General features: G+C 38.8%; 13 protein-coding genes. 9 read left to right on the top strand and 4 right to left on the bottom strand.

Translation table 11 applies throughout. The features are described 5' to 3' along the window. Window positions 1-12: 12 nt before the first annotated feature. From AC5SLP_RS06530 to AC5SLP_RS06545, 4 genes are all read left to right on the top strand, one after another. Entirely contained in the window at window positions 13-801 is a 789-nt protein-coding gene (locus AC5SLP_RS06530; RefSeq protein ID WP_495254349.1) for an alpha/beta fold hydrolase, read from the top strand. Between the two features lie 9 nt (window positions 802-810). Then, a complete protein-coding gene (locus AC5SLP_RS06535; RefSeq protein ID WP_495254350.1) occupies window positions 811-1506 on the top strand; it encodes an SIR2 family NAD-dependent protein deacylase in 696 nt (231 codons plus the stop codon). Window positions 1507-1809: 303 nt separating this feature from the next. Continuing rightward, window positions 1810-2610, top strand: coding sequence for a HipA family kinase (locus tag AC5SLP_RS06540; RefSeq protein WP_495254351.1), 801 nt, complete (start codon window positions 1810-1812; stop codon window positions 2608-2610). Further along, window positions 2607-3350 (top strand): hypothetical protein, encoded by a 744-nt coding sequence (locus AC5SLP_RS06545; RefSeq protein WP_495254352.1) that lies wholly within the window; start codon window positions 2607-2609, stop codon window positions 3348-3350. The genes AC5SLP_RS06540 and AC5SLP_RS06545 overlap by 4 nt, the downstream gene beginning before the upstream one ends. Window positions 3351-3535: 185 nt before the next feature. Here the strand turns inward: AC5SLP_RS06545 and AC5SLP_RS06550 are convergent, their stop codons facing one another. Beyond that, the gene (locus tag AC5SLP_RS06550) at window positions 3536-5140 is read right to left on the bottom strand and encodes a methyl-accepting chemotaxis protein (RefSeq protein WP_495254353.1); all 1605 of its coding nucleotides are present in this window, start codon (window positions 5138-5140) and stop codon (window positions 3536-3538) included. A gap of 182 nt (window positions 5141-5322) precedes the next feature. Between AC5SLP_RS06550 and AC5SLP_RS06555 the strand changes: the two genes are divergently transcribed. The 5 genes from AC5SLP_RS06555 (at window position 5323) to AC5SLP_RS06575 (ending at window position 10186) form a co-directional block, all read left to right on the top strand. After that, the gene (locus AC5SLP_RS06555) at window positions 5323-5760 is read left to right on the top strand and encodes a nucleoside deaminase (protein ID WP_495254354.1); all 438 of its coding nucleotides are present in this window, start codon (window positions 5323-5325) and stop codon (window positions 5758-5760) included. A gap of 234 nt (window positions 5761-5994) precedes the next feature. Beyond that, on the top strand, window positions 5995-8244 hold the full coding sequence (gene ggpS / locus AC5SLP_RS06560) for a glucosylglycerol-phosphate synthase (protein WP_495254355.1): 2250 nt from the start codon (window positions 5995-5997) through the stop codon (window positions 8242-8244). Between the two features lie 115 nt (window positions 8245-8359). After that, window positions 8360-8980, top strand: coding sequence for a LysE family translocator (locus tag AC5SLP_RS06565; RefSeq protein ID WP_495254356.1), 621 nt, complete (start codon window positions 8360-8362; stop codon window positions 8978-8980). Further along, window positions 8973-9527, top strand: a complete 555-nt coding sequence (gene sigZ / locus AC5SLP_RS06570) for an RNA polymerase sigma factor SigZ (RefSeq protein WP_495254357.1) — start codon at window positions 8973-8975, stop codon at window positions 9525-9527. Before AC5SLP_RS06565 ends, sigZ begins: the two co-directional genes overlap by 8 nt. Before the next feature lie 98 nt (window positions 9528-9625). After that, window positions 9626-10186, top strand: a complete 561-nt coding sequence (locus AC5SLP_RS06575) for a hypothetical protein (RefSeq protein ID WP_495254358.1) — start codon at window positions 9626-9628, stop codon at window positions 10184-10186. A gap of 47 nt (window positions 10187-10233) precedes the next feature. Here AC5SLP_RS06575 and AC5SLP_RS06580 read toward each other — a convergent pair whose 3' ends face one another. The 3 genes from AC5SLP_RS06580 to AC5SLP_RS06590 form a co-directional block, all read right to left on the bottom strand. Next, complete coding sequence (locus AC5SLP_RS06580; protein WP_495254359.1) at window positions 10234-11148, bottom strand: ketopantoate reductase family protein; 915 nt, start codon at window positions 11146-11148, stop codon at window positions 10234-10236. 97 nt (window positions 11149-11245) lie between these two features. Beyond that, window positions 11246-11914: a response regulator transcription factor gene (locus AC5SLP_RS06585; RefSeq protein WP_495254360.1), complete on the bottom strand. Its 669-nt coding sequence runs from the start codon at window positions 11912-11914 to the stop codon at window positions 11246-11248. Beyond that, window positions 11911-13803 (bottom strand): FIST N-terminal domain-containing protein, encoded by a 1893-nt coding sequence (locus AC5SLP_RS06590; protein WP_495254361.1) that lies wholly within the window; start codon window positions 13801-13803, stop codon window positions 11911-11913. The genes AC5SLP_RS06585 and AC5SLP_RS06590 overlap by 4 nt, the downstream gene beginning before the upstream one ends. Window positions 13804-14025 lie beyond the last annotated feature (222 nt).

Here is a 14025-nt window from a genome sequence, read left to right on the forward strand (position 1 = left end):
AAGGATACAGATATGAAAAAAACAATCGGCGGGTTATCGGTCTTATTGGAAGGCAATCAGAAAAATAGAGCCATCATTTTTTTACATGGCTTCCCTTACGATCACACGATGTGGCAAGCTCAAATAGCGGCGTTTAGCGAGGCATATTATTGTGTTGCGTATGATATAAGAGGTCTAGGTGACTCTTCGGTTGGTGATGGTCAATTTACGATGGAGTTATTTGTCGATGACCTTGAAATGATGATGCATGAACTTAAAATTGAAAAGCCTATCATCTGCGCATTTTCGATGGGTGGGTATGTTGCTTTGCGCGCATTAGAGCGCATGGAAAAGAAATTTTCAGCGGTTATCTTATGCGATACACTCTCCAATGCCGATGACAACGAAACCAAAATCAATCGGTCTGATTCGATTAAGCGTATTAATGCGCAAGGTTTGTCCTCTTTCTCCAAAATTTTTGTTGCACGTTGTTTTAGTGATGCGTACAAAAAAGAGCATAAAGATGCCATTGAAAAACGCATTGCCAAGTCTCGAAAATTTAATTCTATTGGCATCAAAGGTGGCTTGCTTGCGATGCTAACACGCAATGACACGACACCGTATCTCTCTTCGATTAAACTTCCGACACTCGTTCTTTGTGGAGAACACGACACGATTACACCACCCATTCGTGTAAAAGCCATGGCAGAGCAGATACCAGGCGCACAGTTTGTGCTTATTAAAAATGCGGGGCATATGAGTGTAGTTGAAAATCCAGAAGATTGTAATGAAGCAATGAGGATATTTTTAGAAAACAACTAAGGAGCATCTATGGCTAAAGTCATCATCTTTAGTGGTGCAGGCATCAGTGCGGAGAGTGGACTCTCCACCTTTCGTGACACGGGCGGATTGTGGGAAAAGTACCGCATCGAAGAGATTTGCCAAGCGGGGTGTCTGTCTTGGAATAGAGAAAACACCTTAACCTTTTATGATGCAAGGCGCGAACAACTCGCCTCTGTCACGCCCAATGCTGCCCACTACGCCATCGCTAGACTTCAAGAGCACTACCCCAATGACATCGCCATTATCACTCAAAACGTAGATGACCTTTTCGAGCGAGCAGGTTGCAAGGACGTTTTACACTTGCACGGTTTTTTGCCCAGACTCCGTTGTGAAAAGTGCGGTGACACTGAACTTGTCGGCTACGCCAAACAAAAACGAGACGTTACATGTAAAAGCTGTGGAGGCTCTCTACGCCCCGACATCGTCTTCTTCGGCGAAGCCGCCCCAATGTACGAACACCTCTACGAAGCGATGGAAGAGTGCCAGTTTTTGGTCATCATCGGCTCAAGCGGAAACGTCGTAGCAATGGACAATTTCGCTTTACATGTAAAGGTCGCAATTCTCAATAATTTAGAAAAAAGTGACGCGATTAACGAGAGGGTTTATACGAAAGTGTTGTATCAAAAGGCGACTGAGGCGATTGATGAGATTGTGGCGGATGTGGAGAGGTTTTTACAAGGGTAATTTTTTATAACTTTACATGAATAATACGAAAGTTAAAAGTCAAGACTTTTCTATTTTTTTATTTTGTGCAAAAATTTAGATTTCCTAAATTTACAGAGGTTGTTTTGACTCTATGTAAAACTTTTTGGACAAATTTTCGCTAGAATTTAATGCACTAAAAAAATAAGATAATGAAACTAAAGGGTTACTCTGCTTTTTTCTATATTCTTATTGATAAAACAATGTCATACTAAAAAAGAGTGTAGAAAATTAAAATTTTACTCTATGATTATCTTAATTTGAATTAATAAGTAGGCTAAATTTATGGCAATAATTACAGATTATTTACGCATTAAAAGAGTCCTTGGGAAAACTGACTTTGGCGGGTGTAAGCCTGTATGGGTTATAGCTGATGATAACAAAGAATACTTACTCAAATTTCGCCAAGATGATAATGAAAAAGACATCTCAAATTTTAATGAATACGTAGCTTATCAGCTTGATAAAGCACTCAATTTTAATCTATCCCCTCAAGCAATAAAATTTATTATAATCGACGATGGCGATATAGAATTGTTTGAAAAAGCACCAATAGAGTATGAATCAATCGAATTTGCCAAAAAGTCTATAGGGCTTAATATTGCTATAGAAAAAATACCAGATGTACAAAAAGCAGAAGATTTGAGTGTTAAAGCATTTAGAAAAAAAATAGCGAATCTTGACAATATCATCTTGAATTCTGATAGAACAAGCCATAATCCAAATATACTTTTTAGTCCACAAACCAATAGGCATTATGTCATTGACTATGGGTTGGCACTTCTTGACCATAGGTTTTATAATGCTTTGAAAAATGGTGATGATCTTAGCACTCATGAGATGAAATTACAAAATTGCAATGTTACCGCGAATGATTTTTATATTTTTAAAGGAGAAGCTAAAATAAATTTTGCTAGCAGCTTTAAAGAAATTTTTGATATAGTTCACACTATAATTTTGAAATGTCCCGATGATTGGGAACCGTTACAGTTTAGTACAGAAATTGCCGATCTTATTGCAAACAGAATCTTAAACAAAAGGTTGTTCTTAGCAACCAATAAATGCCCATGTGAGTTATATCAATGAATGAATTATTAAACTACCAAATAGTCCATTACTACCACAACAAAACTGCTTTAGAATTTATCAATATTGGTGTTATTGCCTATAATTCGACTGCATTCTCATTTAAATTTATTCAAGAAGATATGGAACAATTTTCATGCTCATTATTTAATAAAAAATCTCTTATCAATACTATAGATTATTTACAAAATATCCTTTATTCATGCAAAAACTATGATGATTTTAAGAAAAACACTTTATATATGGATAATTTTTCTTTTAGTAAGCCAATGATAAGCAAGATATACAGTAGTTTTAATGACGAAATGAACTATATATATCACGATTATATCGCATATAAATTTGAAAAACCAAAAGAAGTCTTTGATAGAAAAGAAGAGATAAAAAGAATCTCCAAAGAAGTAATTATTAAAAAATTTAAAAAATATGCTAGTTACACTGAAAAAGAAAATTTCGATTTTGTAATTGATGTTAAAAAGAATAATACTAGAGAACAGTACCCAACAGTTATTGGTAGTTTACTGAATAGTAATGATATGTCTCGCGTTCTCAATATCATTTTACACCAAGATATAAATCGAGGTATTTATGCCTACACTAATACAAACGATGATTTATTGAGGCACCAAGAAAGAGCTCAAAAAGCCAGCTTAACACTTCAAGATAAGCTCAATTTTCTACCAAAAGATTTTAGTACAGAAGATAATATTACTGCAAGTATCGATAGGCTGATAGCATAACTAAAAATTTTACATTACATTAGAACTATTACTGTTGTAGAATAAGGAAGCTTAATTTTAAATTTTTCCACTAATAAACCTTTTACATGTAAAAACATTCAAGAAGTATAAAATCTCACTTGCATGGGCGAGGAAACTTTTTACATGTAATAAAAAAGTCTCCTCTTTTTGCATTTTTTAGGCGCTTATATTTTATAAATCGCAATCTCTTCTTTGAGTTTGACGCTCATGCCGTACAAGGTATGAGCAGAAGTGGATATAGCTTCGGCACTTTGGGTGTTTTCGGTGGACAAACCGCCGACAACGTTGATTTGGTGCATGATTTTCTCCGTTGTGTGTACATTATCTTGTGTGTCGTCATAGAGTTTTTGGATAAGATTGATTGTATCTGCAAGGGTTTGGGTGGTGGTATCGGTATGGTCATTGACCGTCAGCGATGAACTCACAAGGTTTTGGATGCGCTCGATGTTATGGTTCATTTTTTCCGAAATATCGCTGACGGATTGAACGATGATATTGATGGTCGCATTGGTATCGACCAAGCTTTGTTGTGTTCGCTCCGCCAACTTTCGCACTTCATCGGCAACAACGGCAAATCCGCGTCCGTGCTCACCTGCGCGTGCGGCTTCAATGGCGGCGTTGAGCGCTAGCAAATTTGTCTGGTCGGCAATATCGGAAATAATCGTAATAATTGCTTTAACTTGGCTTGCTTCTTCTGAGAGGGTTCGAAGATGGGTGTTGATGTCCGATTCGATGTGCGATGTTACATTGAGTTGTTCGATGGTGTAGGAGAGCGATTTTTTGACTTCGTACATATTCTCTTTCGTGATGGTTGCTTTTTCCAATACATTTTGTGCTTCATGCGATGAGATTTCCATTCCCGCTTTCATGCGATGCGAATGCGTCGTAATGTCTGCAATAACGTTTGATTCTTGATCGACGGAGTGTTGAATCGCCGAGGTAGTGGTCGAAAAGGTTTCTGAAACGCTGAGGTTATTACGCAGTAAAACATCGATGGTGTGGAAAGACTGGCGCAGCATTGCTATGAGTTCATTGAGTTGAACGCTCATACGTGCCAATTCGTCTTTCCCTTGGATGGTAAGATTTTGCGTAAAATCTTTATGGCGAGTGATGTGCTCAATACTGCGTCCTAGATTTTGAATGGAAGTGACAATTTTAGTTGCGATAATGTAGAACACGCTCATCGTCAAAAGAATGCTCAACGCGACAATGATCGAAATCGTCACGGAACTTTGCTGCATGATGGCGAGATTGCTGGTTTGGATGTGTTGTAAAAGCGTGTCTTGTTCTTTTTGAATGCTCTCTTTTAGTGCATTGGATCGCTTCGTTAAAGCGGTCAGTTTGCGATTGTCTTCGCTTTCTTGAAACGCTTTGGTTTTCATTTGGTCTTTGTTTTGGATGACGATTTCAGAGATAGCGTAACGAAGGGCGTTCCACTCTTTATAGGCTTGCGATAAGCTTACAAGTTTTTCTGTGAGGCTTTCTTCATCAAAAACTTTGGACAGTTCTTCTAGTTTTGTAACGATGGCATCGGAATCTTTTTTAAATTTATTCAAAAACTTTTGCTCTAAAAAAAGTCTAAATCCGCGCAAATCGGCAGATGTTTCGCTGGCAAGCGTTTGAATTTCACCTACTTTGAGCAATCGCATGGTGATGGCTTGCGCTTGGCGATTGTTCTCATATGAGATATATCCTATCGAGGCATAGGTTATAAAACATAAAATGGATAAAAAGGCTAATTTTCTTTTGATGGTACTTAAATCAATCACGTGTATCCTTTTTTATTGTTGGTATCATTTAAAAGATTTTATCAAGCAAAAAGGAGAAAGTAGAGAGAAAGCCGTTTGTGTTTAAACTACCTCAACATCAACGCTTCAACGTTTCGCTTTTGTATCATAAAACAGAGTAGGCTATAATACAAAGCAATCTAAGATCACAAAAGGGGGAGAGGATGGATACGTTTTTAGAAGCAGCCATAGAAGAAGCCCAAAAAGGGTTACAAGAAGGTGGTATTCCGATTGGTGCTGTGCTTGTGATAGACGGTAAAATCGTCGGGCGTGGGCACAACAGAAGGGTGCAAAAAGGAAGTGCTATCTTGCATGCGGAGATGGACTGTTTGGAAAATGCAGGACGTTTGAGTGCTCGTGATTATCAAAGAGCCACGCTTTATTCGACGTTATCACCTTGTGATATGTGCAGTGGTGCCATTTTACTGTATGGAATTCCAAAAGTCGTTATCGGTGAAAACCAAACGTTTCGCGGACCAGAGGAGTACGTGAAATCCAGAGGGGTTGAAGTTGAAGTTGTCAATCACCCAAAATGTTGTGAATTGATGGAAGCTTTTATCCACGATAACCCTAAACTTTGGAATGAAGATATCGGGGTGTAACAAAGAATCAAAGCGGTATTTGTAACGTTTTGTCTTCCTGAAATTTTTACATGTAAAAGCGATTATCCCAAAAATTTGCCCCGCTTCATCTAAGCTTAGATACAACAGTTTTAGCTACAATAGATTCCTATACCCATGCAATCTGCATGATTTTTACTTCAACATTACGAGGTGCCCTGACATACGAGTTGCCCAGCCAAAGGGTTTTGCACAACAAAATACACGGAGGCATATATGCTTAAACAACAACACTCTTCTTCGTTAAATTCAAACTCAAGTGTGGTTCTTGCAACCGATTTAGATGGTACGCTGCTTGCAGGTCCATTGCCCGCAAGGCGCTATTTACGTGAACTTTTCAGCGGAAATATTCCTGATGCTAAACTTATTTTTGTAACAGGTCGCGGACTAGAATCCATCTTGCCGCTTTTGAATGATCCGATGGTTCCAAGACCCGATTATATCATCGCGGATGTGGGAGCGACGGTGGTGCATGGTGACACGTTATTGCCCATTTTTCCTTTGCAACAGAGCATTTCCGATGTTTGGCCAGGTACGCAACACGTACTTGACGCACTTGAGCCTTTTACCTATTTGGAGCGCCAAAGTGTGCCACAAGAACGACGTTGTTCGTTTTTTGTACGTGAAGGATTGATTGACGATGAACTTCGAGCGGTTGTGGAAGCGTTAGGCTGTGAACTACTTTTTTCAGCGCAAAAATACCTTGATATTTTGCCCAAAGGCACAGGCAAAGGCTCAACGTTAAAAAAACTGTGTGAGCACCTTGCGTTTAGTCCGCACCAAATTGTCACCGCAGGCGATACACTCAATGATCTTTCGATGTTTAAAGAGGGCTTTTCAAGCATCGTTGTGGGTGGTGCCGAGCCTGCTTTGATTCATGAAGTGCGTGAATGTCAAGCGGTTTATCTCTCCTCAGGTGAGGGGTGTGCGGGCATTATCGAAGGGCTAATGCATTATGAATTTTTAGAAAGTAAAAAACCCTCCATCCTTCACAAAGCAGGTCAGTCAGACTTGGTGATGGTGTATCATCGTTTGCCTTTTGATGAGATGAGTAACGGCAAACGCCACAGTCCTAAAAGTCCTAATGGGATTATTCCAACTCTGCTCAATTTTTTTACGTCGGGCATTGAAGGCTCATGGGTTGCGTGGTCATTGCAAGCAAGCAGAACGCCTGAAGATTTTGAGGTACATGTGGATGTCGATGTTGCCAAATACCCGCATTTACACGCCGCGCGAATTCCTCTTTTAGCCGAAGATGTGGACCTTTTTTATAAGAAATTTTCCAAAGAAGCCTTTTGGCCGATTATCTTCTCGTTTCCTGATAAGGCGGAGTTTAAGCAAGACCATTGGGAACATTACCTGCAAATTAACGAAATTTTTGCGAAACAAACGGCATTAGAAGCAGCCTATGGGGCGTTGGTTTGGATTCATGATTATAATTTATGGATGGTTCCTGCTTTCTTGCGCATGTTACGACCCGATTTGAAAATCGCCTTTTTTCACCATACCACGTTTCCCCCTTCCAATATTTTCAACATCATTCCCTGGCGCAGAGAGATTATCGGAAGTTTGTTGCAGTGCGATTATATAGGCTTTCATATTCCTCGTTATGTGGAGAATTTTGTCGATGTGGTGCGAAGCTATGCTCCTACGAAGATACTTTCAAAAACACCATGTGCGCCACGTTTTATGACGTATGGCTGTGCGCTTGGCGTGGATAGAGTCACCAATAGCATTCAGGTGAGTGGACGGGAAGTGCATGTAGGCGCACATCCTGTTGGTATTGACTGTGCTCAGATAGACCTTTTACTGAAAAAGCAAAGTGTTCGCCATAAAATCGAGAGCATTCGCGCTGAATTTGTGGGCAAACGCGCCATTCTCTCTTTGGAGAGGCTCGATTATGTCAAAGGCGCACTTGAAAAACTTTTAGCCTTTGAAACACTGCTAGAACATCATCCTGAGTTTGTCGGAAAATTGGTTCTTCTCAATTTTGTAACACCTGCCGCACCAGGTATGGAAGTCTATGAATCATTACGCATAGAAGTCGATAAGATGGTCGGACGCATCAATGGGCGTTTTTCGACGCTGGATTGGACGCCTGTGCGTTATTTTTACCGCTCTCTTGCGTATGAAGATGTCATTGCCTATTATGGTGTGGCAGATGTCGCGTGGATTACGCCCCTTCGTGATGGGCTGAATTTGGTGGCGAAAGAGTACGTGGCGACGCAAGGAAATGTGGGTGGTAAAGGCGTGTTGGTGCTCTCCGAATTTGCAGGCGCTGCGGTGGAACTGCATGGCGCACTGCTCACCAATCCGTATGATGCAAAAAGTATGGAAGAGACACTCTACCTTGCGCTTACCTTAGGCGAAGATGATCGAGCATATCGTATGTCAAGGATGAATGCGATAGTGCGCAGTAACGATGTTCATACGTGGGGCGAGGGCTTTATGGATGCGGTTAAATGAATACTTATACGAGGCACAATGGGGTTGTCATCTTTTACATGTAAAACATTTTTGCATCCTTTCTATCTTTTGTACGTCTTTATTTATATAATTATAGAGGTAAAAAGGAGTGTGTATGTTTTCGACCCTTATTGCAATGTGCATTTTTTCATTGGTTATGTCCATCTCTCCAGGACCTGTTAATCTTATCATCGTTTCATCGGGTGCTAATTATGGCTTTAGAAGAACGATGTCTTTTGTCTCAGGTGCGACGATTGGCTTTACGCTTTTACTGATATTTATTGGCTTTGGATTTATCAAAATCATCCAATCTTATCCGGTTTTATTTCATTACCTTAGCCTTGCAGGTTCCTTGTTTATCATCTACATTGGTTATAAAATCGTGACAGCTTCCTCTTCTGCGATAGAAGTTACGCATGAAGAGCGCGTTCCTAAATTTTATGAGGGTTTTTTATTGCAATGGCTCAATCCAAAAGCATGGATAGCCGCGGCTTCTGGTATTTCACTGTTTTCATCAACCCATCATCATCTTTTAGCCTTTATCGCTATCTATTTTTTAATATGTTATGCGTGTTTAAGTACTTGGGCTATCTTGGGAAATGCTACGACAATGCTTTTAAAATTTAACAATGGTTTGAACTTTTTTAATAAAGCAATGGGCTTGGTACTTATAGCCATTGCCGTTTATTTGATATACCTACAATTCACAACAACAGGAGGCATAACGTATGGATGATTTGGCAACCATTTGGCAAGAGTACCACAACCAACTTTTACGTTTTATCAGCTCTAAAGTGAGCGATAAAGAGATGGCTAAAGATATTTTGCATGAAGTGTTTATCAAGATTCATACCAAAATTCATACGTTAGAAGACCCAATGAAGCTTAAAAGTTGGGTCTATCAAATTACGCGCAATACCATTATTGATTATTATCGCAGTCGAAAGGTACATTTAGATGTCCCAGAATGGCTTGAAGATGAATCTCCTTTAAAAAGCAATGTTCACGTGCAAGAAGAGTTGTCGCTCTGCCTTGGATTACTCATTGCCAAACTTCCTCAAAAATACCGTCACGCCATAGAGCTTTCAGAGATGGAAGGCAAAACGCAACACGAATTGGCTCACATTGAGAACATTTCACTCTCAGGCGCAAAATCGCGTGTGCAACGTGGACGAAAAATGTTGCAAGAGATGCTTTTTCAATGTTGCGAGCTTGAAATCAGCCGTTACAATGAAGTCATTAGCTTTGAACTCAAAGACAAAAACTGTAAATTAGAGGGCTAAAATAGTTTGTACATGTAAAAAAAAATCGACACGTTTCTTAAAATCTCACGGAATAGTTCTTGTATAAGACCTCACAGTCAAAACACAAAGGATACACGATGTCGATAGTACAGTATATCAAGGAAAATAATCTAGCGTGGCAACCATCGTTTAACGGTGAAATAGGCAATGGTTTCGTTGGTTACCGAGGCGCTTTAATTGTTGAAGAGGGGAAACAACTCTCACCCGATAGAATCTTGCCGCCTAAAGTGCAAGCAAAGCAAGTTTTATTGGTTGCCGATGATGCAAAAGTCTCTTTTTTTGCTGCGGAGTTAGAGAGCATTTTGCATTTTGAAGCATTTTTTGAAAAATACAAAGCGTTTTTTACGCCTGAAACATTGGTAGTACTTTATGTAACGGATTTAGATAAAAATGGCACCTTTACGTATGAAGGCATTACGATTCATGCCTATTCTTTGGCAGAGAGTTCTGTGTGGAATGAGCTTTTAGACCTCTCAGGTTTAGACAAAAGTGACCTCAAAAAACTTGACAATAAAAAGAAAATAGAGGTGCTGTATGAAGGACTCTTAAAAACAGATTGTTCTGCAAAAGCAATGAGCTATGAAGAAGTTCTCAGTTATAAAGGTGAGAGTTCAAAAAAAATCATGGGTGCTGTGTAATACGTACTTCAAGAAGGCTTTACATGTAAAGCCTTCTGTGCTATTACTTAAAGTTTGTAGCCAAATTTCTGCGCAACTTTTTCGTACTGCGGCAATGCAAGATAATTTTTTTTGCCTAAGCGTACCACTTCAAAGATAAGACCATCCATCTCACTCTGACCCCCTTTTTTAAGGTCACGTTGCATCGATGCAGAAGCCGTTGGTGCTAGTGCATCTAAAATAGCAAGATTTTTTTCAACGGTATCGTCATTGAGGTTAATATGCAGTGCTTTAGCGACCATCATGACTTCTTTCATTAATTCAAGCGCCATTGTACGCTCTTCGCCTTCATGCTGCATTGCTTCTACGGTGACATCAAAGTAAGCGCCACATGCTGCCATGGGTGAGACGAACGAGAATTTTTGCAGCGCATCTTTTTGAATGTTATCGGAGAGAATGCCACGAATGCCACTTGCGTTTAAATCATTGGCGATGGTTTCTAAAATAGGGCGGTACTCGTTGGGGTGTCGTACGCCAAAAACCACACGGAAAATATCGCCGGTTTGCAAAATCGTCCCTGCTTCTTTAATCTCCGCCGCGATATAAATGCAACCATCCGTTACCAAAAGGTGTGGCAGTTTTTCTTGCATCATGCCGCCTGTACCATAGATATTTAAGATGGGGATGACAACCGTATCTTTATGTGCAACGCGTTTGATGAAAGGAATGATATCGTCAATGGAGTATCCTTTCACACAGACAAAAATGACATCGGGTTGTTCGTGATATGCTTCCATCGTGCAAGCTTTGATAGAAGAGAGCGTGTAGTTGCCTTTGAGGCTCGTTTGCATTTTTAGACCGTTGGTTTGTATCGCATGAAGGTGATTGCCGCGTGCAATTAAAGAGATATCAAAACCTGCCTCATGCATAAAAGCGCACAGACTTCCACCTGTTCCTCCTGCTCCAATGACAAGATATTTCATAGTGGCTCCTAAAGTATAGATGGTTTGTTGAGACCATCATATAGAAAGTTTAATTACAAGACGATGAGAAAGTATTGGGTAATCGTGTCATTTATGGTTAAAGAGAAGGGACTTTTACCATATACCCAATGCCTCTAATATTGACAATGAAGTCTTCTTTTAAATGATTTTTTAGACGATTGATCTCTGTTCGAATGGTTGCGTCATCAATATCCATATCAAAATCACTCCATACGTTTTCCCTAAACATATCGTAACTACAGACAAATCCTCTATTGTGTGTCAAAAACTCTATGATTTGTAATTGTCGTTTCGATAACACTTGTGGTTCTTCGTGAAAATAAAGCGTCATCCCTTCGCAATCAAAACTGTATGAAGGAGAAAGTCTTTTATGGCACATATTCTTTTTAGCGGTTTTGGAGATTCTGTCGATTCTAAGATTGAGTTCTTTTAAATGAAACGGTTTTTTCAGATAATCAAAACATCCTAGTTCAAAAGCGCGTGATATATCCTCAATGTCGATGAGTGTCGAGATAAAAATAACGGGCATCATTCTTTTTTGAGCGTGCAATGTCTCCAAAATCGTTAAGCCATCAATGTTGGGTACATTGATATCAAAAATGAGCAAGTCAAATTTTTCATTTTCTAAAATGCCCAAACAGACATTGCCGTCTCTGACAGACGTGATGGAGTGACCGCTGGTGGTAAGGTACTTTGTAATGGATTCATTCAAAAGAATGTCATCTTCTAAGAGTAAAATTTTCATGCATTTATAGCTTTAAATTGGTATGAAAAGGACGTTATATTTTCATTAGAATGCAGTGTTATTTTCACGTTTTCTTCCTTACAGATTCTTTTAACGAGGTTCAGTCCCAATCCAAAACCATCTTGGGCGAGTTCTTCACGATAGTATTCTTCAAAGATTTTTTCGGGTTCTTGAATTTTTCGTGAATGCGATGCTATGGTAAAGTGACAGATGTCATTGTCTAAATGTAACGAGATAGTAATTTTTTCATTTTCAAAAGTATATTTGATAGCATTGGTCAAATTATTGTCAATAATGCGTTGTAATTTTGTCTCATTAAATAAGATATAAACTTCATTGCAATTTATTTCAAAACAAAATTGCGATTTGGCTTTATCGGCAACTTGTGCAAAAAAATCGATGCGGCTACGAAGATAATCGACTAAATCAATCTTTCGTTTCATGTAGTGGATTTGGTCTTTTTTAACGAGATAACTCAAATCATCATACATCGAAAAAATACTTTTAACGGCAACTTCGATATTTTCCAAATAAATATTGCGTCCAAATTCCATCTCATGCAGTTCAATACTGCTCATAATGACACTCAGTGGCGTGTTCATCTCATGAACGGTATAACGCAAAAATTGTCTATGGGATGCTAAAAGATTTTTGGAGTAATTCATCTGCTTTTCTAAGCGCTTGGATTGTTCATTATAATCACGCGCACTTTGTTCAATAAGATGGGTTAAAGACTCAATCGTTTTAGAATACGAGGTGTTTTTTTTAATTTCTTCTCGTTGTTCGGGTAGTGGAACGGCGATAATCGTTTGTGTTGATTCGCTTAATGCAACAACGGTGAGTGTTTGATTGAGGAGTTTGTTGTGCCTATTTTGATGGTAAAACTCTGAATAGGTAAAAAAACCTGAGGTTGTAGCCGTTTTTGAAAAAGACCCAATGCCCAACTTAATAAGAAACGGCATAAACCTTCTTCGCGCCATGCATGAGAAGATAAAAAAAGATTCAACATTGAGGGTGTGTAAGTTCTCTAGGACTTCTATGGGGTCTTTCATTAAAGACTCAGCATCACCAAACCCAATTCTAACTTTATCACCTTCAGTAAAATTTCCACTGTAACTCAGACTTTCATCTTCATGTTTCGCAATGACGGCTCGTGCCATTGTCACGCCATTTTTTTCAAGGATAAGTGGAAATTCTGTTCTTGAAAAATTACTACCGAGGTATTTATCGTAAAAACAGGCGGCTTTCATATTGTCGATGAGATAAACTCTGTTATCTTGGACTTTATTAATGGTGTGTTCTAATCCTATGGGTTTCCAATCAAATTTATAATCCGTAGCGACTTTTAAAATATCAGAATTTAAAGAGACGCCGACCACACCTGCGCCGAGGATCGTATTTTGTGAAGAAATGTAGGTTTGTTCAAACTTCCCATTATCTCCCGCCATGCCGCCGCAAATAGGTATGTTTGCATCAAAAGATTCTATTCCTTTTAAAAATTCTTCGGCATTCATATGGGTGCCATCAGAAAAGAGAATAAGTAATTTGGTGTTGGGTGTTACTAAATTAGCGGCAAGGTTAAATCCGCATTGAAAAGAATCTTCATCGTGTGCAGAGGCTGTTTTGATATGTGTATGTTCAAAAATACTAATAGCAATGATGGTTCTGAGTGTCGTGATAGATTCGCCGTAAATTTCCCCATCGGTTGTGGTTCCAATACAAATCGCATGAGGGATGTGTGTGAGAATAATGTCATTGACATAGTGCAGTACCTCTTTCCCTTGGCCACAGAAAATCTGCACTAAAACATTTTTTTCGTTCGTAAATAACGCAAAATCTATCATATCTGGTAGCGATCCTGTTTCATAACAAAAATTATAAGTTTTCATAAAACGTGTCTCTCCATCATTTGAACTTGAGATAAAGATACCCAATAGCAGCTTAGAAAGAAGCTACTTTTGATGATAAAAAATAAAATATAAAACTTTAAATGTAAACATGTTACTCATATGTAATATTTTTTTTATGCAAGATTTAAACAAAAATACGATTGCTATTTTCATGCTACATTCCTCCTATATAATCATCATTGGGACAACAAAAAACACAGG

Source organism: Sulfurospirillum sp. E15m (assembly GCF_059415145.1).